The organism is Paenibacillus sp. B-A-8, from assembly GCF_048572915.1.
Classification (GTDB): domain Bacteria; phylum Bacillota; class Bacilli; order Paenibacillales; family Paenibacillaceae; genus Paenibacillus_AQ.
Genome location: NZ_CP183882.1, coordinates 3,453,284 through 3,475,805 on the forward strand (window position 1 = coordinate 3,453,284; position 22,522 = coordinate 3,475,805).

General features: G+C 42.8%; 25 protein-coding genes. 21 read left to right on the forward strand and 4 right to left on the reverse strand.

Features of this window, described 5'->3' with window-relative positions; all coding sequences use genetic code 11:
* Window positions 1–38: 38 nt before the first annotated feature.
* The 5 genes from ACN6MV_RS15250 (at window position 39) to ACN6MV_RS15270 (ending at window position 5,555) form a co-directional block, all read left to right on the forward strand.
* The gene (locus ACN6MV_RS15250; protein WP_419884286.1) at window positions 39–1,220 is read left to right on the forward strand and encodes an amidohydrolase; all 1,182 of its coding nucleotides are present in this window, start codon (window positions 39–41) and stop codon (window positions 1,218–1,220) included.
* The gene (gene solA / locus ACN6MV_RS15255; protein WP_419886765.1) at window positions 1,217–2,392 is read left to right on the forward strand and encodes an N-methyl-L-tryptophan oxidase; all 1,176 of its coding nucleotides are present in this window, start codon (window positions 1,217–1,219) and stop codon (window positions 2,390–2,392) included. The genes ACN6MV_RS15250 and solA overlap by 4 nt, the downstream gene beginning before the upstream one ends.
* Entirely contained in the window at window positions 2,392–2,871 is a 480-nt protein-coding gene (locus ACN6MV_RS15260) for a DinB family protein (protein WP_419884287.1), read from the forward strand. Before solA ends, ACN6MV_RS15260 begins: the two co-directional genes overlap by 1 nt.
* 63 nt (window positions 2,872–2,934) lie before the next feature.
* Window positions 2,935–4,272 (forward strand): LLM class flavin-dependent oxidoreductase, encoded by a 1,338-nt coding sequence (locus ACN6MV_RS15265; RefSeq protein ID WP_419884288.1) that lies wholly within the window; start codon window positions 2,935–2,937, stop codon window positions 4,270–4,272.
* Window positions 4,269–5,555 (forward strand): M20 metallopeptidase family protein, encoded by a 1,287-nt coding sequence (locus ACN6MV_RS15270; protein ID WP_419884289.1) that lies wholly within the window; start codon window positions 4,269–4,271, stop codon window positions 5,553–5,555. The genes ACN6MV_RS15265 and ACN6MV_RS15270 overlap by 4 nt, the downstream gene beginning before the upstream one ends.
* A 271-nt stretch (window positions 5,556–5,826) precedes the next feature.
* On the opposite strand, the gene ACN6MV_RS15275 is transcribed toward ACN6MV_RS15270, so the two are convergent.
* Window positions 5,827–6,075: a hypothetical protein gene (locus tag ACN6MV_RS15275; protein WP_419884290.1), complete on the reverse strand. Its 249-nt coding sequence runs from the start codon at window positions 6,073–6,075 to the stop codon at window positions 5,827–5,829.
* A 126-nt stretch (window positions 6,076–6,201) separates the two neighbouring features.
* Here ACN6MV_RS15275 and ACN6MV_RS15280 point away from each other — a divergent pair, with 126 nt between their 5' ends.
* The gene (locus tag ACN6MV_RS15280; protein ID WP_419884291.1) at window positions 6,202–7,257 is read left to right on the forward strand and encodes an LLM class flavin-dependent oxidoreductase; all 1,056 of its coding nucleotides are present in this window, start codon (window positions 6,202–6,204) and stop codon (window positions 7,255–7,257) included.
* A 19-nt stretch (window positions 7,258–7,276) separates the two neighbouring features.
* Window positions 7,277–7,843 carry an NADPH-dependent FMN reductase gene (locus ACN6MV_RS15285; RefSeq protein ID WP_042127818.1) on the forward strand — a complete coding sequence of 189 codons (567 nt, stop codon included), beginning with the start codon at window positions 7,277–7,279 and terminating at the stop codon, window positions 7,841–7,843.
* A 35-nt stretch (window positions 7,844–7,878) separates the two neighbouring features.
* On the opposite strand, the gene ACN6MV_RS15290 is transcribed toward ACN6MV_RS15285, so the two are convergent.
* Window positions 7,879–8,442 carry a TetR/AcrR family transcriptional regulator gene (locus tag ACN6MV_RS15290; protein WP_419884292.1) on the reverse strand — a complete coding sequence of 188 codons (564 nt, stop codon included), beginning with the start codon at window positions 8,440–8,442 and terminating at the stop codon, window positions 7,879–7,881.
* 351 nt (window positions 8,443–8,793) lie between these two features.
* Here ACN6MV_RS15290 and ACN6MV_RS15295 point away from each other — a divergent pair, with 351 nt between their 5' ends.
* From ACN6MV_RS15295 to ACN6MV_RS15305, 3 genes are read left to right on the forward strand one after another with little or no spacing between them, the layout of a single operon-like run.
* Window positions 8,794–9,636, forward strand: a complete 843-nt coding sequence (locus ACN6MV_RS15295; protein ID WP_419884293.1) for an SDR family oxidoreductase — start codon at window positions 8,794–8,796, stop codon at window positions 9,634–9,636.
* A gap of 59 nt (window positions 9,637–9,695) precedes the next feature.
* The gene (locus tag ACN6MV_RS15300) at window positions 9,696–10,091 is read left to right on the forward strand and encodes a cupin domain-containing protein (protein WP_076120921.1); all 396 of its coding nucleotides are present in this window, start codon (window positions 9,696–9,698) and stop codon (window positions 10,089–10,091) included.
* Between the two features lie 41 nt (window positions 10,092–10,132).
* Complete coding sequence (locus ACN6MV_RS15305; protein ID WP_419884294.1) at window positions 10,133–11,113, forward strand: aldo/keto reductase; 981 nt, start codon at window positions 10,133–10,135, stop codon at window positions 11,111–11,113.
* A gap of 127 nt (window positions 11,114–11,240) precedes the next feature.
* Here ACN6MV_RS15305 and ACN6MV_RS15310 read toward each other — a convergent pair whose 3' ends face one another.
* Window positions 11,241–12,077, reverse strand: coding sequence for an AraC family transcriptional regulator (locus tag ACN6MV_RS15310; RefSeq protein ID WP_419884295.1), 837 nt, complete (start codon window positions 12,075–12,077; stop codon window positions 11,241–11,243).
* A gap of 171 nt (window positions 12,078–12,248) precedes the next feature.
* Here ACN6MV_RS15310 and ACN6MV_RS15315 point away from each other — a divergent pair, with 171 nt between their 5' ends.
* Both ACN6MV_RS15315 and ACN6MV_RS15320 read left to right on the forward strand, forming a co-directional pair.
* On the forward strand, window positions 12,249–12,908 hold the full coding sequence (locus ACN6MV_RS15315) for a ThuA domain-containing protein (RefSeq protein WP_375102966.1): 660 nt from the start codon (window positions 12,249–12,251) through the stop codon (window positions 12,906–12,908).
* Between the two features lie 24 nt (window positions 12,909–12,932).
* On the forward strand, window positions 12,933–14,036 hold the full coding sequence (locus tag ACN6MV_RS15320) for a Gfo/Idh/MocA family protein (RefSeq protein ID WP_419884296.1): 1,104 nt from the start codon (window positions 12,933–12,935) through the stop codon (window positions 14,034–14,036).
* Between the two features lie 38 nt (window positions 14,037–14,074).
* Here the strand turns inward: ACN6MV_RS15320 and ACN6MV_RS15325 are convergent, their stop codons facing one another.
* Complete coding sequence (locus tag ACN6MV_RS15325; protein ID WP_375105406.1) at window positions 14,075–14,266, reverse strand: helix-turn-helix domain-containing protein; 192 nt, start codon at window positions 14,264–14,266, stop codon at window positions 14,075–14,077.
* 790 nt (window positions 14,267–15,056) lie between these two features.
* Here ACN6MV_RS15325 and ACN6MV_RS15330 point away from each other — a divergent pair.
* The 9 genes from ACN6MV_RS15330 (at window position 15,057) to ACN6MV_RS15370 (ending at window position 22,300) form a co-directional block, all read left to right on the forward strand.
* Window positions 15,057–15,203: a helix-turn-helix domain-containing protein gene (locus ACN6MV_RS15330; protein WP_375105407.1), complete on the forward strand. Its 147-nt coding sequence runs from the start codon at window positions 15,057–15,059 to the stop codon at window positions 15,201–15,203.
* Between the two features lie 69 nt (window positions 15,204–15,272).
* Complete coding sequence (locus tag ACN6MV_RS15335; protein WP_419886766.1) at window positions 15,273–15,569, forward strand: DUF3502 domain-containing protein; 297 nt, start codon at window positions 15,273–15,275, stop codon at window positions 15,567–15,569.
* A 158-nt stretch (window positions 15,570–15,727) separates the two neighbouring features.
* Entirely contained in the window at window positions 15,728–16,243 is a 516-nt protein-coding gene (locus ACN6MV_RS15340; RefSeq protein ID WP_042127827.1) for a GNAT family N-acetyltransferase, read from the forward strand.
* Between the two features lie 318 nt (window positions 16,244–16,561).
* Complete coding sequence (locus ACN6MV_RS15345; protein WP_419884297.1) at window positions 16,562–17,779, forward strand: MFS transporter; 1,218 nt, start codon at window positions 16,562–16,564, stop codon at window positions 17,777–17,779.
* A 21-nt stretch (window positions 17,780–17,800) separates the two neighbouring features.
* Window positions 17,801–18,160: a GIY-YIG nuclease family protein gene (locus ACN6MV_RS15350; protein ID WP_375102970.1), complete on the forward strand. Its 360-nt coding sequence runs from the start codon at window positions 17,801–17,803 to the stop codon at window positions 18,158–18,160.
* A 73-nt stretch (window positions 18,161–18,233) separates the two neighbouring features.
* A complete protein-coding gene (locus tag ACN6MV_RS15355; RefSeq protein WP_042127831.1) occupies window positions 18,234–18,713 on the forward strand; it encodes a DUF6530 family protein in 480 nt (159 codons plus the stop codon).
* Between the two features lie 514 nt (window positions 18,714–19,227).
* Window positions 19,228–20,079, forward strand: a complete 852-nt coding sequence (locus ACN6MV_RS15360) for an aldo/keto reductase (protein WP_419884298.1) — start codon at window positions 19,228–19,230, stop codon at window positions 20,077–20,079.
* A 201-nt stretch (window positions 20,080–20,280) separates the two neighbouring features.
* Complete coding sequence (locus tag ACN6MV_RS15365; protein ID WP_419884299.1) at window positions 20,281–21,354, forward strand: phosphotransferase enzyme family protein; 1,074 nt, start codon at window positions 20,281–20,283, stop codon at window positions 21,352–21,354.
* Window positions 21,355–21,382: 28 nt separating this feature from the next.
* Window positions 21,383–22,300 carry an aminoglycoside phosphotransferase family protein gene (locus ACN6MV_RS15370; RefSeq protein ID WP_042127835.1) on the forward strand — a complete coding sequence of 306 codons (918 nt, stop codon included), beginning with the start codon at window positions 21,383–21,385 and terminating at the stop codon, window positions 22,298–22,300.
* The last annotated feature ends 222 nt before the right edge of the window (window positions 22,301–22,522 follow it).

Sequence of the window (22,522 nt, forward strand, 5' to 3'; positions counted from 1 at the left end):
GGGCACACAAAAGATCGTGTAAAGGAGGGTGACTGTATATGACAAGCAAAGCAATAGAGCTGAGTGCGGAAGCGCTTGGAGAAGAATTAATCGGGATACGCCGTCATCTGCATCGGCACCCGGAACTGTCCAACGAAGAATATGAGACAACAAAATATATTATTTCCCTGTTGGAGCGGGCAGGAATCAGGGTCGTAGATTACGGTTTATCTACCGGAGTGATCGCAGAAATTGGGGGCAAGCAGTCCGGTTCGGTCATCGCGCTGCGCGCCGATATTGATGCCTTGCCGATACAGGAGGAAACCGGAGCGGCCTTTGCTTCGGTGTATCCCGGCAAAATGCATGCCTGCGGACATGATTTCCATACCGCAGCTTTGATCGGTGCTGCCTATCAATTGAAGCAGAAAGAACATCAATTGCAGGGAACGGTACGCCTGTTGTTTCAACCGGCCGAGGAGAAGGCGCAAGGGGCACAGCGGATCATTGCTAGCGGGGCGCTAAAAGAAGTCCGGGCAGTAATCGGGTTGCATAACAAGCCGGAACTGTCAGTCGGAACGATTGGTATTACGGCGGGCCCTTTAATGGCAGCGGCTGACGGGTTTGTCATTGAAGTGCAAGGTGGCAGTTCTCATGCTGCCGTTCCGGAGGCTGGGATAGACCCAATTGTAGCTGCTTCGCATATTGTGACTGCATTCCAATCCATAGTAAGCCGCAATGTCAGTCCACTGCAGAGTGCGGTGGTCAGTGTGACGCAAATTCACAGCGGAAATTCATGGAATATCATCCCCGAAAAAGCCGTGCTTGAGGGGACGATCCGCACCTTTGATGAAACAGTGCGCAGCAAAGTACTTGACCGCTTTCGGGAAGTGGCGACTGGTGTGGCAGCTGCTCTTGGAGCAAAAGCCACTGTCCGCTGGATTGAAGGGCCGCCTCCGGTTATCAACGACACCGCCTTAGCGGCGTTAGGAGTAGAGTCGGCTGAAGCTCTTGGCTACCGAGCGGTCAAACCAGAGCTTTCACTGGCCGGTGAGGATTTTGCTTTCTATCAGCGCGTGGTACCGGGATTGTTCGTCTTTATTGGTACTGAAGGAAGCCAAGAATGGCATCATCCAGCCTTCAATCTGGATGAACAGGCACTCCCTGTGGCAGCACAATTCCTTGCGGATGCGGCTGTACGTTCCCTTGAGAACTACAATTCCGGTGGAGGTGCAGAATTATAGCTGAACATAAAAGTTATGATGTAATTATCGTAGGCGCAGGCTCGATGGGCATGAGCGCTGGTTACAATCTTGCAAGGCGCGGAGTGAAGACGCTACTAGTTGATGCCTTTGATCCACCTCATACACAGGGCAGCCATCACGGGGAATCCCGGCTGATCCGACATGCTTACAGCGGTGATCCCGCCTACATTGATTTAGCTTTGCGGGCAGATACACTATGGAAAGAAGCGGAACAGTTGAGCGGAACAGAACTGCTTGTCCGCTCAGGCGTGTTGAATCTCGCGGATAGCACAGTATATTCCTTCAACGGTCGTCTCGAAGAAGCGAAGAAACGGAAGGTGCAGGTCCAGCATCTGGATGCCGAAGAGATCCGGCGGCGCTGGCCGGCACTGAACATACCGGAATCATTCGCAGCAATGTATGAACCAGATGCCGGGTATTTGTACAGCGAACGCTGTATTTCCGCCTACCGCCAGCTTGCCCTTGGACATGGTGCGGAACTGTTGACGAACACTCCAGTAGTGAATATTACCGCTCGCGAAGGTAGCATTACGGTTCATACGACAAATGGCGATTATCACGGAGCGGCAGCTATCCTTAGTACCGGAGCTTGGTTTGGTACGTTGGCACCTTTTGTACATTTGCCGATTAAAGCAATCCGCAAAGTTGTGGGCTGGTTTGAGAGCTCCCTTGCTTTTGCTGCGGGTAATTTTCCTGGCTTTACGTTAGGAGCAGAGGAAGGTGGCTATTACGGATTTCCCAGTATTGATGGAGCTGGTCTGAAGATCGGCCGGCACGATACAGGGCTGGAATGGAAGCCAGGTACACAGCTTGCTCCGTTCGGCAGTGAACCCAGCGATGAGAGTGACCTCCGCAAGGTACTGGAGTCATACATGCCGGGTGCAGCTGGCCGATTGCTAAAAGGTTCTGTATGCAAATATGAACATACGCCTGATGAAGATTTCGTTATAGACCGCCATCCGCTCCACTCCAATGTGCTGGTAGCTGGAGGGTTTTCGGGGCATGGTTTTAAATTTTCTAGTGTTGTAGGTGAAATACTGGCCGACTTGGCGATCAGTGGAGTCACCGGTCATAATATCAAGCCTTTTTCGTTATCTCGTTTTGCACCACCGGATCATTCTCAAACAGATCGTATATTGGAGGGGATTTAATGAGCAGAGTTCAAATCAGTGATTTTTTAAGGACGTACCATCAATTAGTAAAGTCGACCGCCGGGTTAACGGAGGAGCAACTGAAATGGAAGGCGGAACCCGCCAGTTGGAGTGTGACTGAGGTACTGACTCATCTGGCTGATCACAGCATCGTAGTTTCGTTCCGCATTCGTGATATTCTCGCTGCTACGACTGCACAGCTTCCCGTCTTCAATCAGGATGCTTGGGTTAGCGGTCAGTACGCCAACAGCGGAAATGCTTCCGACAATCTGGAGCTGTTCCGCAGTCTGCTTTACTATAACAGCCTTTTGTTTGAACGCCTTAGCGAAGAAGATTGGGAGAAAAGCGGAATTAATTTCAAGGGGGAGACCGTGAAAATTTCCGATATCGTGCACGGCTTCACTGCACATGTGGAGAGACATCTTGGCCAGATCGAGCGAATCAAACAGGGCGCAGCTAATGCATCGTTTGTGCAATGAGCTTAGTGAAGTACTTTCAGTTCTATATCTGTATTTAAAACAAAACTTTTAGGAGGAATGAACATGACCAAACCAAGACAACTGAAGCTGGGTGCACTGCTGCATGGGGTAGGAGGCAGCACGTCGATGTGGCGCCATCCAGATGCCAAACCAGATGCCAGTGTAAACTTTGAATTATACAAAGAGTGGGTACAGAAGGCAGAAGAAGGCAAGTTGGATCTGATCTTCATCGCAGACGGTCTGTACATTAATGAAAAATCCATTCCTCATTTCCTTAACCGGTTTGAGCCGCTGACCATTCTTAGCGCACTCGCAGCCGTCAGTACTAACATCGGTTTAGTTGGTACGTTGTCTACCTCGTACAGTGAACCATTTACCGTAGCTCGTCAATTCGGCTCACTGGATGTAATCAGCGGCGGCCGGGCCGGCTGGAATGTGGTGACTTCACCTCTGGAAGGCTCTGCCTCGAATTACAGCAAAAAAGAGCATCCTGACCATGGTAAGCGCTACCGCATTGCCACCGAATATTTGCAGGTGACACGCGGACTATGGGATTCTTGGGAGGATGATGCGTTTGTACGAGACAAGGAATCAGGTGTATTCTTTGATCCGCAAAAAATGCATACCCTGGACCATCAAGGAGAGTTTTTCTCTGTGAAGGGACCGCTGAATATTGCTCGTTCGAAACAGGGGCAGCCTGTCGTATTTCAGGCAGGATCCTCGGAAGTCGGTAAGAATTACGCCTCCAAGGAAGCAGATGCTATCTTCACTGGACACGAAACGCTAGAAGATGCCCAAGCATTCTATAACGATGTCAAGACACGGGTAGCTTCGTTTGACCGGAATCCGGATGAGGTGCTGATCTTCCCTGGAATCGCTCCAATCATCGGTGACACGCCGGAGGAGGCAGAGCGCAAATACCAGGAGGTCGCTGGCCTTGTAACAATTGAAAATGCACTGAACTACTTAGGCAGATTCTTCGAGCATCATGATTTCTCGCAATATCCGCTGGATGAGCCATTCCCTGAGCTTGGCGAGTTGGGGCGCAATAGCTTCCAAAGCGGCACGGATAAAATCAAAAAGGATGCGAGGGAGAGAGGCTTGACGCTTCGACAGGTCGCCTTGCAATCGGCTACCCCACGCAGCAGCTTCATTGGCACACCAGAGCAAGTAGCTGATCAGATTCAAACTTGGTTTGAGAGTGGCGGGGCAGATGGATTTATGATTGCGGCTGCTGTCCCTAACGGACTTGAGGAATTCATCGATCGGGTAGTTCCGATTCTGCAGGAGCGGGGTTTGTTCCGCACTGAATATGAAAGTGACACGCTACGTGGAAATCTCGGCATTCCGTTGCCGGAGAACCGCTATTCCAAAGCTTCTCAGCCAGCAGGGCAAATTTGACGGTTGATCCAGTATTCGCAATCCACCAAAACTCGAATATTGCGGAGATGATGCATTACGCCGGCCAGCTGCAGGATGAAATGATTGAATACCGTCGTGATTTGCATGCCCATCCGGAGCTACTGTATGATGTCGTCCGCACTTCTAATAAAGTAGCAGAATTGTTGGAGGAGTGGGGGATTACAGTACGGAGAAATGTCGGCAAACATTTCGGAATGGGAGTGGTCGGCCTTCTGCAAGGCTTAGCAGACAATGGCAATAGTGGGCCCACTCTTCTTCTAAGGGCAGATATGGATGCCCTGCCGATACAAGAGTGCAATGAGTTGCCTTACAAGTCAGTCAATGACGGCATCATGCACGCCTGTGGCCATGATGCCCATACCGCTATGCTGTTGGGGGCTGCCCGAACCCTGGCAGCCTTCCGCGAACGATTAATTGGCACGATCATTTTCGTCTTTCAACCAGCTGAGGAAGGCGCTGTCAAGAGTCCGCTTGATGGAAGATTACTCTCGGGCGGCCGCGATCTCATTGAGGATAACTTGCTGGAAGGTGTCGACTATGCCTACGCGATACATGTCATGCCAGAGCTTCCAGTCGGATCGCTTGGCATTCACCCTTATGATGCCATGGCAGCATCCAGCCACTTTAAGGTGGAATTTCAAGGGACATCCGGTCATCATAGTGCTCCGCATAGAGCTGTAGATGCGATCCAGATGGCGGCACGATATATAGGAGAGATTAACGGAATGATGGCTAATCGAATCGATCCGCAGGAGGCGGCGGTGTTGGCCTTCGGAACGTTGCAGGCTGGTACTGCTGTTAATGTGATCGCTGAACACAGTGTACTGACAGGAACGTTCAGAGCATTTACCAAGACGACGGTAGCTGCAATTACAAATGGTTTACAACGTCATGCTTCAGCTATAGCTGAGTCTTACTCTTACGGAGGGAAATACAAGCTGGAGCTACGTGAGGGAATTGCAGTAGTGAACAATGCGGAAGCGGTGCAACAGGTGCTTCATGCAGCCCGTGCAGTTCTAGGAGAGAATCAGGTAATACTTCTGGAGCAGCCAAGTCTGGCTGGTGAGGATTTTGGTTGGTATCTTGAAAAAGTTCCTGGTGCCTTCGCCTTTATTGGTTGCGGCAATAAGGAGAAGGGAATTCTCCATGCTATCCATCAGCCACAGTTTAATATCGATGAAGCGATGCTAGGTCATGGTGCGAGTATACTGGTTAGACTCGCAATACAACATAATGGCTCGACCAGCAGTGAACAAACGTAAAAGGTACCCAACTAGGGTACCTTTTACATTTGTTTAAGCTTGTCAACTCACCAGAAATACGTTTCGAATGTGTAACCGTTTTTCCCAAAGAAAGTTATCTCCCCAATTGTCACTTCCTCAGGAATGTCAAAAAACATGCTTTATTTACCCGCGATATCATAGGTGTGAGTTACTTTCTTATCATGAACTTTGTAACTTACCTCAAAATGACTGAATTGCTTCTTAAGAACTTATTAGAACAGACCGACACTAACGAGTTGTCCGCTCCTCTTCACTTGGACGTCGTCTCCATCATCCCCATGCCTAAATCCAAACTCTCGTCCAAACTCCCGTTTTTTAAACGATCGACGTATTTCAACGTAAGCGATTCTACGCCATCTTCCTCTTCGATATGTAAGAGTACAGCCTCCTCAGTAGATTCGAGTTCAGCACGAAAGTCATCATCCGTGGTAATGATCGCTGTTCTAGTTGCTACATCCCAATCAACGGAGATCCCGATTCGTTCGGCAATAGTGCGCAATGGAACAGGATCATTAGTTTGACATTATGCAAGCATTTAACTATACTTAATATAGTGACTAACTTAATTATATTGAATAAACAAATCATAAACGAATTCAAACTTCTTAAAGAAAAGAGGATAATCATGGAACAATATCGGATCAATGCCAACAACGGCTTAGAGTTTGGACTTTATACATTAGGTGATCATCTAGCGAACCCTGAAACTGGGAGCCGAATATCTGCCAAACAACGCATACGTGAAATTATTGACTTGGCTCAATTAGCGGAGCAAGCAGGAATTGATTTTTTTAGTGTAGGAGAGAGTCATCAAGAGTATTTTGCTACTCAGGCGCATACCGTTGTGCTGTCAGCAATTGCACAGGCTACTAAGAAAATGAAACTAGGTAGCTCATCTACGATTATAAGTACCTCTGATCCAGTTAGGGTGTACGAAGATTTCGCTACAATTGATCTGATTTCAAATGGTCGAGCTGAAATAATAGCTGGCCGTGCCTCTAGAGTGGGGTTATATGAATTATTGGGCTATGATCTTAATGATTATGAGGAATTATTTGAAGAAAAATTCGACTTGTTATTAAAGATAAATGAAAACGAAGTTATGAATTGGAAGGGAGAATTTCGTAACCCTCTCAAAAATGCAAGAATCCTCCCCCGTCCTGAGGGAAACTTACCGATATGGAGAGCTGTAGGGGGAACTTCTGCCAGTGCGATCAAAGCAGGCATTGCAGGTGTTCCTATGTTTTTGGCCCATTTAGGGGGTCCCGCAGTCTTGTTTAAAAGATCTATTGATGCTTATCGTGAAGCTGCAAGCCAGAACGGATTCGATCCGTCGAAGCTGCCTGTAGCGACTGCTGGATTCTTTTACGCGGATGAAACTACACAAAAGGCACAAAGAGCCTATTATCCATATATAAACGAAGGAATGAAATTAACCAATGGACGTGGTTTTCCTAAACAGGCGTTTGCTCAAGGAGCCGATCCCCGCGATGTTATGAATATTGGCAGCCCACAGGAAATCATTGAGAAAATTCTATATCAACATGAACTTTTCGGCCATCAACGATATATCGCACAAATGGATTTTGGTGGCGTACCTTTTGAAAAATTAATGAAAAACATAGATTTAATCGGTTCTGAAATTCTACCAGCTATTAAAAAATATACGGCAAAAAAATAAACTCCAGGAGGTCAGAAATATGAAAATTGTAGCATTATCAGGGTCAAAGATAGGCTCGAAAACCAGAATCGCTATGAATTACACAGTAAATTCGTTTCATGAAAAATACCAAGATGCAGAAGTTACGCTTCTAGATCTGGCGGAGTATGATGTTCAGTTCAGTGATGGTCGCAATTATCTGGAATACGAAGGGGACACCAAGTACGTAATTCAAACAATCATGGAAGCAGATGTTATCGTAATCGGAACGCCTATATTTCAAGCTTCCATCCCAGCAACACTAAAGAATATATTCGATTTAGCACCCGAAAAAGCATTTCAACACAAGGTTGTAAGTATGCTCATCACGGCAGGTTCTGCACGTCACTATCTGGTAGCTGAGCAGCAATTGAAACCGATATTAGCCTATATGAAAGCGCAAATTGTTCAAACGTATGTATTTATAGAAGAGAAGGATTTTTATCGAAAAGAAATAGTAAATGATGATGTGCTATTCCGTATAGATCGCTTAGTGGAAGATACCTATGTACTCTCTGAGACTTATGCCAAAATTCGAGAGGCTGAAGAAGCTAAATATGGTTTCTAAGGAAGATACTTTTTTTCAAGTTAACCCTTCATCCATTAGGATGAGGGGTTATTTGTACAATTCCTTTCCAACAAGGCTCCCAGTTGCGCTGCTAATTCTAGATAAGTTACAGGTCTTTCATTCTTAAACCACCATTCAACGACACCCACATAAGAAGAAGCTAGAAATTGTACGATTAGATCTTTATTTAAGCCTTCGTTTTTACCTTTTGTGATATCCACTTCGTCTTTAAACTCTTCGATTAGAAATTCTAGAAAGCGATTCCGGAAGAAAGGTGCTCCTTTACTAGCCAATATCATGGAGAAAAATGTATAGTTACTCTCAAAATATTCCGTCCAAATCACAGATCCCGTTACAAAATCCAAATCTGATGCTGCTTCACATTTCTCACGAAGTTCATTGATATGGTTTTCGATAAGTTTATCAAGTAGATCATATTTATCCATGTAGTGAAGGTAAATGGTACCACGACTCACATTTGCTTTATCTGAGAGTTCCTGAAGGGTTATATCATCAAATTTTTTCACGGACATTAGGTCAATTACAGCTGTCTTCAAGGCTTCCTGTGTTTTAAGGATTCTTCGATCAACTTTAGGCAATTTGCTCACCGAACTTTCTTTATAAATCAAAAATAGAGTAAGAATTCTTTATATAACATACTATAACAAACTCATCAAAGGGGATATCTGTTTGAATTTATTCACTTAAATTAATAAAAGATATGCAAATACGTAGCAGAAAATAAACAAATTCGACGATTTTGTTTATTACTATACAAATCGCGTCAAATTAACAATTGGCACCAAGTTTAATCAGATTATAATAATAGACATGTGATCATTATTGTAATTATGCGTATTAAATACTCGTTATCTAAGAAGTGATATCAATATGTTTATCTAGTAATCGTTTATTTTGATGAGAAAAGTGTTTAATAGGAGGGATTGATTATGAACAATCGTACATGGCTAATTACAGGTGTCAGTAGTGGTTTTGGTTATGAGATGACCAAACAACTTCTTGAGAAGGGTGACAAGGTTATTGGCACTGTTCGTAACAAAGATAAGGTCGCCGACCTCATAAAGAAGTATCCTGAAACCTTCTGTTGCGAGATTCTAGATGTGACCGATGTTCCTGCTATTCGTAATCTTGTCGATGATTCTTTTGAAAAGCTTGGAAGTATCGACGTTATCATAAGTAATGCTGGCTATGGTCTGTTCGGGGCTGCTGAAGAACTCTCTGATGCCGAAGTTGATCATATTATTGCTACCAATCTAACGGGATCCATCCAGCTGATCCGCTCAGCTCTCCCGCATATGCGTACACAGGGTGGTGGCCGCATTATTCAAATCTCTTCTTATGGTGGTCAGGTAGCCTTTCCCGGTAATTCTTTGTATCATGCAACCAAATTTGGCATTGAGGGCTTTTGTGATTCAGTTGCTCAGGAGGTTGCTGCTTATAATATTGGTATTACATTGGTAGAGCCAGGAGGCGCCCGTACTGAGTTCCGATATGGTAGCGCACAGGTTGCGAATCTAATGCCAGAATACGAAGGGAATCCGGCACATAGCTTTTTGAACATGTTGGATGCTTCTAAAAGTTTAGCTCCTGGAGATCCTGTGCGGATGGCTACCCGCATCATTGAAAGTGTCGAAGTAGAACCAGCACCGATGCGAATGGTACTCGGATCTCAAGCGCTGGCAAGCACGATTTCGACACTGAAAGCCCGTGTTGCTGACTACGAGTCGCAGACCGATCAAGCAGCTTCAACTGACTTTCCAGTGGGTGAATAAGAGGGACGTAGCACTTGATTTTTTCAACAATAATAATAGACAGAAAGTAGGAATTTATGATGAAAAATGAACAGCTCAGCAACAGTACTATTTTTCCATTAGGGGAAAAAGTTAAAGCAAACTTTACGGGTGACGCTTATTTGCAAATGGTGTTTACAGATCCAGCGCCGCTTAATACCGCGATTGGTAATGTAACTTTTGCTCCAGGCGCCCGAAATAACTGGCATGCGCATCGGGTTGGTCAAGTTCTGTTAGTCACCGGAGGAAATGGGTGGTATCAGGAAGAAGGGAAGCCTGCCCAATTGCTCAAAACAGGTGATGTGGTCAACATTCCACCTAATGTAAGACATTGGCACGGTGCGACAAAGGATAGCTGGTTCGTGCATTTGGCCATGACGCCAGGGGAAACGGAATGGTTTGAAGCTGTCAATGATGAATGGTTTGAGGCACTGTAGAAATTGAATCTTATAGAACTTTAGAAATGGAGGCGTGCTCTGTGGAATATATTAAATTTGGAAATACGGGAATGGACATCTCACGGATTTGCCTTGGTTGTATGAGCTTTGGAGAGGTGTTGCCTGGAGGGCATCAATGGGTGCTTGATGAGGAGAACAGCCGTCCTATCATAAAAAGAGCGCTAGAGCTCGGCATCAACTTTTTTGATACGGCTAATATTTATGCAAGTGGTTCTAGTGAAAAAATTATCGGACGTGCGCTTAAGGACTATGCGAATCGGGAGGAAATTGTTCTTGCCACGAAGGTCTGGGGGCAGATGCGTCCAGGTCCAAATGGTGGTGGGCTTTCCCGAAAAGCTATTATGAGCGAAATAGATAACAGTTTGAAAAGACTTGGGACCGATTATGTGGATCTCTATATCATACACCGCTGGGATTACAACACACCCATTGAAGAAACCATGGAAGCGTTGCATGATGTGGTGAAGTCTGGAAAAGCCAGATATATCGGTGCCTCTGCCATGTATGCTTGGCAATTTCAAAAAGCATTACATGTGGCCGAGAAGAATGGCTGGACTCGTTTTGTATCCATGCAAAATCACCTTAATCTCATCTACCGCGAAGAGGAAAGAGAAATGATGCCGCTCTGTCAGGATCAAAAAATTGCGGTAACTCCTTACAGTCCTCTAGCATCAGGAAGATTGATTCGAGATTGGTCGGAAGCAACGCGTAGATCCGAAACCGATCTCATTCAAAAATCCAAGTATGATTCAACCGCTGATGTAGATCGGTTGATTGTTGAGCGAGTAGCCTCATTGGCAGAGAAACGCGGTGTTCCGCGTACACATATCGCACTTGCATGGCTGCTGCAAAAAGCTTCTGTAGCTGCGCCTATTGTTGGTTCAACGAAAATCGCTCAGCTCGAAGATTCAGTAGATGCGCTATCGGTGAAATTATCTCCTGAAGAAATATTATTCCTAGAAGAACTGTATGTTCCGCATCCCATCGTAGGAGCCCAGTAGTTATTGATAGCCATAAGCCGTACTATTTGTACTTAACCATCAACGGATAATACCTTTAGGTAAACAAATTAAATTAAGCCTATGATCAGAGCCAAAGGATCATAGGCTTTTTTACGCAATAAATGATTTAACGCAATTCACTTGGAGTCCGCTGTTTAATTTGTTTAAATACTCTGTTGAAGGTACGGATATTAGTGAAACCACATTCCAGTGCGATCTCCAGAATGGATTTGTCTGTGGTCAGCAGCAGTTGTTCTGCCTGATTAACCCGGATGTTGCTGAGGTACGCAATATAGCTCATACCTGAAATTCTCTTAAAGAAGCGTGAGAAATAAAAGAGGCTCATATTGGCTTGGCGTGCAGCGTCAGCAAGTGTGATGGAATGCATATAGTTGACGTCGAGATATTCTAGAACCTCCTGCATAACCTTCATGTTAGTAATACGCCTTTTGTCTTTCTGTGGATTTATTTTATCCAAAGGGACATGCCGTAAAATGAGTCCACTCCATTCGTGCAACAAGCCAATGATTAACTGTTCATGATATTCAAGTTTCTGATTATATTCGCGCATAAGCTCCTGCATAATGGCAGAAAGCCGGTTGTTGATAGCTACTTCATCTTCTCTAATGACTAAGCACTTATCAATAAAAGGAGAGGTCAGTCTCACATTTAGGGGCCACCCTCCAGGAAAACCGATTAAAGAAGGATTAAAAATAACCATCATTATCTTAGAACTGCCGTCCTTGCTCTCATAGTAATGGATGTCTCCGCTGCTACATATAGCCATGTCACCAGCTTCCAAGACCCGCGTTTCCGAATTGATTCCCATCCGAATGGAGCCCTCGAATACATAGACTAATTCAAGATCATTATGCCAGTGGGCTAGGAAATCTATATTATCAGACACTATTACTGTGAAAGGAAAATTCGAATGATAGGTTCTATTTTCGTGAAAAGCTTTCATAGGATCTCCTGTTCATGCGATTTGAATTGAATTGAATTGAATGTTCACCTTTAAAACTTAGCAAAAAATGACCATTCACACAAGTGAAATGGCGAGCAGATATCTCCAATCTGGATTACAATTTCATCAGATGGAAGTAAGCTAGATTTCATATAAAAAGGAGATTGCAGCATGACGAAGAAGGCATTGATTGTAAAAGGTGGATGGGATGGGCATGAACCTAATGAAGTAGCTGCGATATTCGCTGGCATACTTGAAGCTGAGGGTTTTGAGGTTGAAGTGTCTGATACACTAGATAGCTTCAACAATGCAGAAAAGCTTGCCGACTTAAGTCTTATTGTACCGGTGTGGACCATGGGAGAAATCAGCAATGATCAGGTATCTTCCGTTCTGAAGGCTGTAGCTTCTGGCGTAGGAATTGCCGGTTGTCATGGAGGGATGTGCGACTCCTTCCGTAACAATACAGATTGGCAATTTTTGACCGGATCTCAGTGGGTGGCGCATCCATTTAACGATGGGGTAGAGTACGAAGTCAATATAGTACACTCTGGCTCAAGCGCCATTGTGGAGGGCATCCAAGACTTTAAGGTGAAATCGGAGCAATACTATTTACATGTGGATCCGGCGGTAGATGTTTTAGCAACTACTACGTTTGTAATGAGTGAGGGTGAGCATTCAGCGAATGGTGTCATCACAATGCCCGTTGTATATACAAAGAAATGGGGAAAAGGCAAGGTTTTCTATAATTCACTTGGGCATCATGCCGATGTTTTCGATATTCCGGAAGCCAAGGAACTGATGCGAAAAGGTTTTTTATGGGCGGCTAACTAAAACTGAGATAAGGTGGGAATGATCTTGCGCAAAGTGAAGGTAGGTATAGTCGGCTGCGGAAACATCAGCAGCATTTATTTTGAAAATTTGAACGGTACCTTTGTTAATACTGAGGTGTATGCTTGCTCCGACTTGGATAAAGAAAGAGCAGAGCAGGCAGCGGAGAAATATGGAGTTCCTCATGTGTGGACGACAGAGCAATTACTTGCTTCGGAAGAGGTTGAAATTGTTGTTAATCTGACAACGCCTAATTTTCATTTTGATGTGTGTAAACAAGCCTTGTTAGCCGGTAAGCATGTGTATGTGGAAAAGCCATTATCCCTTTCCCTTGAAAATGGCACCGAGCTAGTTCGCCTGGCGAAGGAAAAGAATCTGTTCCTCGGCTGCGCGCCAGACACTTTCCTCGGGGGTGGACTGCAAACCTGCAGCAAGCTGATTGCGGACGGCTATATCGGACAACCGGTGGCAGCAACAGCCTTTATGCTCTGTCATGGACATGAAAGCTGGCATCCAGATCCGGAATTTTATTATAAAACCGGTGGCGGACCGATGTTTGACATGGGGCCCTACTATCTAACTGCCCTAGTGTCTCTGCTGGGCCCAGCAAAGACAGTATGCGGCATCACTAAAACTTCCTTTGCCCAAAGAACAATTACTAGCGAAAAGAAGTTTGGTAAAGTCATTGATGTAGAGGTGCCTACACATGTTGCCGGAACAATTGAGTTTGACAGTGGTGCTGTGGCAACGATGATCACCAGCTTCGATACTTGGCATAGCACATTGCCGAGAATCGAGATCTACGGATCGCAAGGAACTTTGATCGTACCAGACCCTAATAACTTTGGAGGGCCGATCCTTCTACGCCCGGCACACAGCCCGGAATTCCAGGAGATTCCGCTTATCTATAACTATGCAGATAATAGTAGAGGCATTGGCGTAGCTGACATGGCCCGTTGCATCGACACAGGGGAAACACCGCGTGCAAACGGAGAACTCGCCAATCATGTACTTGAGATTATGCATGCGTTCCATACAAGTTCTGATTCTAAACGGTATGCGGAGCTGGTCACCAGCTGCGAGCAACCCAAACCACTGCCGCTTGGCTTAGTTAAAGGATATTTAGGATAGCATATACCTGAAATAAAATACTAAATGTAACGCTGCAGTTAATCAGCATTCAAAAGAGTAGAAGACAGATTGATCTGTCTTCTACTCTTTTTGGTCTGATGAAGCTCTGATTTCCGGTACATTAGCGGTGTAATCCCATATTTATCTTTAAACGATTTCTGGAAATGACTTTGACTGGAGAAACATAGGTATGTGCTTATTTCACTAATCCTTTTGTCGGAGAATGCCAGCTAATCTTTGTCTTCTTCTAGCTTGCACTGTTTAATAAAAACACTTAAATCAAAGCCCAGTTTCTTTTTAACTTTTCGTGACAGATAGGGTCGACTATAGCCCACATGTTTGGCCACGTCGGTGAATGGAGAAGCAATCCGTAATCATTACTCCCCGGGTTCAGTGTGTGAATGGTTATTCGATACAGTTGGAGGCATACGTATATCTGGAGAAAATTCCTTTATTATTCAACCTGTACCTGGAGGTACTTTAATTTATGCCATTGCGAAATATGTCAGCATATATGGAACTGTAACTAGCAAATGGTGAAACACATATTGTAACCTGCGGAACATTTATTTATGAGATATATAAACGAGTTTGGAATTGATATTTAATAATGTTAATAATAAATCACCTAAAGAATCGGTACTCTTACCGGGAAAGCTTAAAAGGCATTTTGATAATACGAGCAAGTATACTTATGTGTGGCTTCCAGTTGAATGGCAGGGCGATAAGCCGATAATATACTGGCGTAATGAATGGAGGCTAGAAGTTTATAAAGTAACTCTTTTATTGTGTGGCTGCATAGGACCGTTTGTTGAACCTTGGTTCTGACATGCGGCCTTATTTTTTACTTCGTGTTATATTACATAACATCTATTATCATCTTTTTGAAGAAATTACATTACAGCAGCTATCGGATGTGTCCAGACTCAATCCAAACTATTTATCACAGCTCTTCAAGAAGAGTTAGGGTTGACTCTGATGAATTTCATTCAAAGAGAACGTATAGAATAAGCCAAAAAACTGTTAGATCTTTCAAATGATATAATCTCATCGATTGGTTCGCGACTTACTTTTTATGACCAAGCGCATTTCATCAAAGTATTCAAGAAGCATGTGGGTGTAACACCAAAGCAGTATAGGAATCGAAGTGTAAGAGTAAATACATGAAATTAGATAACTACTGACAAATCAGGACAGTACGCGCCAGGTGTTGCTTGGGAGCTGGGTAATCAATTCCTGAACTATGTCTGGAACTCAGAGGCAACAGACAAGTGGGAGCAATTCAAAAAATTCAATGAAGGCGCCAAATCGTCACCGGCCCTTGGCTTCACATTTGACAGCGAACCAGTCAAATCAGAGGTGGGGGCACTTGCAAACGTTTTAAGAGAATATCAAAAGATGCTTGAGACGGGGTCGGTCGATCTGGACAAAGAGTTGCCTAAGTATATCGCTGCCCAAAAATCAGCCGGCCTCGACAAAGTCATCGCTGAGAAGCAAAAACAGCTTAACGAATTCCTTGCAAGCCAGAAATAATCTCACAAGTATACAAATAAAAGTCCCAGTGGATGCTTTTTTTGACATGCTCTTTCTCTTAAAGTATGCTTTATACATCTAATTCAAGCATAGGAGTGGATATAGTCTATTGACTGTATTCACTTTTTTCTTTGTCATTACTATGAGGAGGTTAATTCATGGACATAATCATTAGACAAGAAAAAATTGAAGATAATAACGAAGTGTACCATGTAGTCCAAAAAGCATTTGAGAAGGCAGATTACTCAGACCAGGATGAACACAACTTAATAAATAGACTTAGAACATCAGCGAAGTTTATTCCGGAGTTGTCACTTGTAGCTGAATACGATAATGAAATCGTAGGACATATTCTTTTTACAGAGATAAAAGTGGGGGACCAGACTCTGATTGCGCTAGCACCTGTTGCTGTATTACCAGAAATGCAAAGCAAGGGTATAGGGAAGCTGCTCATTACTGAAGGGCACAGAATCGGAAAACAGCTTGGCTATAAGGGCGCTGTTGTTTTAGGTCATGATAAGTATTATCCGAAGTTTGGTTATACAAAGGCTAGTCAATATGGAATAGAGGCACCCTTTGAAGTTTCTGACGATAATTTCATGGCCGTTGAGCTTGTAGATGGCGGTCTTTCAGATGTCCATGGTGTTGTAGAATATGCTAAAGAATTTTTTTGAAAAATAGATTAAAGTGCTCCTATGGAGAAGGAAACCCAGTCATATTTAACGACTTTGGGTTTCCTTTTTTTAGATTTAGGCAAGTGACGTTCCTTAAAAACTTAAATCGAATATCGAAAACGACTTGACGAACGATAATATCCTGTTTAAACTGAAGCAGTGATTTAGTAAATTAGTAAATTTGTAAATTATAAAATCAGTAAATTAGTAATTGGAGTGAGGCAATGAAAATAACCACAACGTTAAAGTATAAACCGGTTGTCATGTCAGGAAGTTTCGAAAAGGTGTGAAAATCTGTAAAGGATAAGGGGTATTAAAATGTTTTCCAATCGTTATGTTCGGACAGTTATTCTCTCCCGTATGTTGTTGCAGCTCGGAATATGGATACGGAATTATGCCGTCCTTCTTTATGTTTCTGAATTGACAAATAATAATCCGGTAGATGTATCTTTGATATCGGTTGCTGAATTTGCACCGATCTTTATATTTGGTCTGATTGGAGGGACCTTTGCTGACCGATGGCGACCGAAGAGAACCATGGTATGGAGCGATTTGTTATCTGGCTTGTCCGTCGGGGTGGTGCTGATTTCGGTTATGAATGGCGGATGGGTTGCACTTCTCATCGGATCATTCGTGTCAGCAAGTTTATCTCAATTTTCTCAGCCTTCGGCCATGAAACTGTATAAGAGACATGTACCAGCTGAACAACTGCAGGGGGTTATGGCTATGTCCCAAACACTTGTCGCTGTCTTTACAGTTTTGGGACCCGTTATCGGTACGTTTATTTTTATAAAGTTTGGAATTAAAGTATCTCTAATTCTGACAGCCGTAATGTTTCTGGGATCCTCGCTTATATTGTCGTCCCTTCCACGGGATGAAGAGGAACCGAAGTCTGGAAAAGCCAGCGGGTTCATCAATGAGTTAACGGCTGGCTTACGTTATATTGGTTCGAGTAAACCCTTAAGAACACTTAGTTTAACTTTCTCGGCTGTGGGATTGGCATCAGGACTAACTCAGCCGCTTCAAATCTTCCTAGTCATCGAAAATTTGGGTAAGGATAAACAATTTCTGCAGTGGCTCGTGATGGCTAATGGAGCATCCATGTTACTAGGCGGAGCTGCCATAATCGCGATAGCCAAAAAAGTAAGGCCACAACTACTACTGTTGATAGGCTTGCTCGTCAATGCCGTCTGTACGGTTGGAATGGGTGCGTCTAAGGAAATATGGCTGACGATTATTTTTTTAGTGATCAGTGGTTTATTTTATCCTTGTATTCAAGGGGGGATTCAAACACTTCTTGTGCGGAATACCGAAGGCGCTTTTATTGGACGGGTTTCGGGAGCGATAATGCCTATTTTTATGGGAATGATGGTCGTTGGCATGTTCATTTCCGGCTACCTAAAGGATACGTTCTCCCTAATAGGTGTATTTATGACAAGTGGTGTTTTTGTGGCTATTGGTGCGCTTTTTCTGCTTCCCATTGTTGTTAAGAAAAGAAGTAAGAGTGAGCATAATCATTCCATGAATATTCAATAACTACGATAAGGAGAGAATGAAATGGATATGAATAAACGCAAAGAGCTGATCGAGGAGTACAAACAAATTAAGATTTATATGGGTGTTGCTCAAATCAAAAACCAAATCAACGGCAAAATCTTTATCGACAGCTATCCTAATTTGAAAAACAAATGGCTTACCCTGCAAATGCAGCTGGATTCAGGGAGATTTGCAAATGCCCAGCTCCAGAAGGATTGGAAAGAATTTGGTGCCGATGCGTTCACGTATGAGGTACTGGAACAGAAGGAAATAGATAAGGTAACTGATATGCGCTGGGAACGGAAGAAAATTCTAAAACCATGGTTAGAGAAGTTACAGCCATACGGAGATAGAGGATATAATAAACCACGAATTGACTAACTAGTAAATCCAAGCTAAGATGAAACCGTCGTTTAGTAAATTAGTAAAATAGTAACTGGAGGAAGAAAATAATATGAAAATACCTACAACATTAAAACATAAACCTGTTGTTGTTTCGGAAAATTATGAGCAGGTTGACGGCCGATTGGCAGGAAATACGGACGCAAAAGGTCTTTCTCTTGGATTGGCCCAGTGGAACGATAGAGGAAAAGTCGATATATCGGCTAAGGTATGGAGATATACTGGAGAAAAATGGTCCAGACAATCGGAGGAGCTCCCTCTCCATCGTGTTCTTGATTTGTCCATTCTGATTTGTCGGTCTTTGGAACATTTTCGGGAAGCGTATCGATATGAGAATTTATATGACACTGAGCAGCCTATAATTGATCGAATTGGCTTGCAAGGGGATGCCATGACCGTAGGAATCTGTACGGACAATGAGCGAATTAATGAAGATATTAAGCTGTTCAGTCAAGCGCTGAGCGATGATGATGAAATGATCGGTGAGCGTCTGAGCACGTTATCCAAAATATTAAAGGATATGGGATATTAATTAGGAAGTGGCAGTCAATCGGGGCAAAGCAGCCTTCGTGACTGCCACTTTTTTTATTGTAATCAGTTTATATGCTGATGGAACACCTATCGGATGAGAAGCCGTTTAATTGAGAGCACTTTACTAAAAGATAAAATGAGAGAATTAGGCAATAATTTAATACTATTGTGGTATCTGTTTAGTAAAGAATTGTTGCATACTTGAATAGTACTCAAACTAATTTGACTGAACTTCATGAGAAAGGAAGAGCACAGATGTGCATGCGTAAATTAGGAAATAGCGGCTTGGAAGTTTCGGCGGTAGGGCTTGGTTGTATGGGAATTGGCTCAAAAACCATATATTCTCACGATTCCAGGTACTACAAAATTAAACAGATTAGAAGGAAACCTATTTGGAGTCGACCTTAAATTAACAACGGAAAATGTAAATCATCTGAATGAAGCGATTTCTAATATGGACATTGATAGTACACATTTCTAATTAAAACGATCTCAACTATTAGGAGGATTTTATTATGCAAAAGGTTATTTTGAACAATGATGTTGAAATGCCGATACTCGGATTTGGTGTTTTTCAAATTCAAGAAGAGGCTGAATGTGAACAAGCTGTTTACGAGGCGATTATGGTGGGCTATCGATTGATTGATACCGCAGCCTCCTATTTAAACGAAGAAGCAGTGGGAAGAGCTATCAAACGAAGTGGTATTCCAAGAGAGGATCTATTTATTACAACGAAATTATGGATTCAAGATACAGGATATGAACGTACTAAGAAAGCTTTCGAGAAATCTCTGGCAAGATTACAACTTGATTATTTGGATTTGTATTTAATTCATCAGCCTTTTGGCGATGTGCATGGTTCTTGGCGTGCGATGGAGGAATTGTACCGCGAAGGAAAAATCAGAGCGATTGGCGTAAGCAACTTCCATAGTGATCGGCTGATTGATTTGATCATTCATAATGAGATAACCCCTGCGGTTAATCAGGTTGAGACACATCCATTCTGTCAACAAATTGAAAGTGCTAAATTCATGCAAGAAAACAATGTCCAGATCGAATCATGGGGACCATTTGCTGAAGGTAAAAATAACATGTTCCAGAACGAAATTTTAGCTTCAATCGCCCAAAAATATAATAAATCTGTTGCCCAAGTGGTGTTACGTTGGTTAACGCAAAGAGGAGTTGTAGTAATTCCAAAATCTGTTCGTAAAGAAAGAATAATCGAAAATTTTAATATCTTTGACTTTGAATTAAACGCAGAGGATATGGAAAGAATTGCGATGCTGGATACGAAAGAGAGCCTGTTCTTTTCACATAGAGATCCTGTAATAGTACAAGCGTTAAGTACTAGGAAGTTGGATATTTAATATAACTTGATAGAAGAGGGGTTAACCATATTAATGAGTTAACTCCTCTTTTATTTATTAGACGCCTCTAAGGGATGTTTAAGGATAATTTAATTATAATTGTTTTTACTATCCAGATTGTCAGTAGAAGCTGATAAGCTGTACATTAACTGATCGAGTTTGGACGCATAAAGTAAAATTACAGGCTAAAGGAGAGATTTTTTGACAAATAATGAGGTTGTTGAAATTGCTGATGTGTATTTGCTACCATTGATATCGGAGTTGTACGAGTTGAATGGTTATGAAATTCAGCCCATTCCGGCACATGATGGAGGGCGTAATGTCGTTTATATATGTGAAAAAGAAGGTACTGACGCCAAAATACTCAGAATCGCCTTCCTAAATGACAGAAGCCGGGAAGATTTTTTAGGTGAAGTTGAGTATGTTAGATATTTATTTGAGCATGGCGGAAGTGTCTCGGATGTAGTCAACTCCCTAAAGGGGAATCTACTGGAAGAGATCATTCATAATAATCATACTTTTTTTATCTGCCTATTTAATAAGGCTAAGGGGAAAATGCTTGTAGAAAATAATTATCGGTACCGGGAAGAAGCTCCAATTACAGAATATTATTATAACTGTGGTAAAGTTCTAGGGAAAATACATGAATTGTCGAAAGGATATACTCCTGTTCATCGTCGGCATAGTTTTTTTGACAGATTTAATGCCGAATATATTGATAAATTGATACCTGACTCCTTATCTCTCCTTAAAGAGAGATTGGTAAAGTTTCTTAAAACTTTAGAAGAATTGGACAGGAACCTTGAGTCATTCGGTTTGATCCATTTTGATTACAATGATGGGAATTATTCGATAGATTTTGATACTGGACAAATCACTGTGTATGATTTCGATAATTCATGTTTCTGTTGGTATATGTTTGATCTGGCAGGTCTCTGGACACAGGGCGTGGGATGGGCACAATTCGAACCAGATGCTGTTAAACGAAAGAAGTTCATGGATGATTATTTTGAAGTAGTCCTTAAAGGATACAGATCTGAGACCGCGGTCGATCAGTCAATGTTGGATAAGCTCTCCTTATTCATCCAAGTGACGCTCATGGAGAATATTGTAGATGCATTCGAGGTAATGAGGAACAATGGTGTAGTACCCACATGTGATGAGGAATTATCCTATCGCATAAAATGCATGGAAGACGACATTCCGATTATGGGGTTTTTCGATGACATTTACTCGTGTAAAGAACCATTTGAATATGAGGAAAGAGAAATTTAGTCTCTAATTTATAGGAGTTGAAGCTACGGTGACTTACGCGAAGCCAAAATTGGCCATGAGTGAAATTGAAAAAGTATTAGAGAATCATCTTAGACCAGGTGCAGTTGAGATTACACCTCTTTCCGGTGGTAATATAAGCAACGTGTTTTCTTTTGTCCTCGAAGGGAAAGGATATGTAGTCAAATTCAGCGATCTGGCAGGAGCGTATGAAACAGAAAACTATGTATCGAATCTGCTATCAAGTCAGAACATCCCTTTCCCGAAATGTTTGGCTTTAGGAAAAACTAGTCAGATAACCTATTTAATCATGGAACGAATGGAAGGTCGCAACCTATCCGATTTCACGGCAGAGGAGCAAACCCTTCACTTGCCTGAAATTATCAGCATTTTGACAAGAATGGGAGCAGCGGATATTGGGGCAACTAACGGGTATGGGTGGATCGGTGCTGATGGCAACGGGGTCTATTCATCTTGGAAAGACTTTATTGTTGCAGTAAATGCTGAGGATCAAACGGGAACGTTCTGGGAGAATTGGTATGATCTCTTCCATACGTCTTGCTTGGAGAAGGATGTATACGAAGAAATATACAGTCGGTTGATGGACTACGTACCCTATAATGAATCTAATAGAAGCTTTATACACGGAGATTTTCAACAGTGGAATATTTTGTCCGATGGAACACGAATTACCGGCATCATCGACGGGAATTGCATGTACGGTGATTGTCTCATAGACCTTGCGATTCTCGATCGGCATATGCCATGGAGTGATGTTATTAAGGTGTATCAAGACTATCAAGAAAAGAACGGAGTAGAAACTCCTAATTTTAAAGAGCGGCTAATGGGAGCCTATTATTTCAAGGGACTTGATGGACTTCGATTCTACGCAAAAATGGGATGGAATGACGCTTATCAGAGCACAAGACAGTTTCTTTTAAACTTGTAGGTTGTAGAGCTGAGAGACTAATTGATTAAATTTGGAAATCGTGATTCAAATGATATAAAAAGATTGAGAGCACCCGTTTGTTTAAATGGGGGCTCTTTTTATTTATGGAGACCAAGAATATGCTTGTACTCGAGCTTCAGGTTTACAATCTGTAATAAGTGCACCTGGACTTGTCATTAATCCACTATCTACAGCTTTGTCCAGCTTGTTAAAATGTAAGCG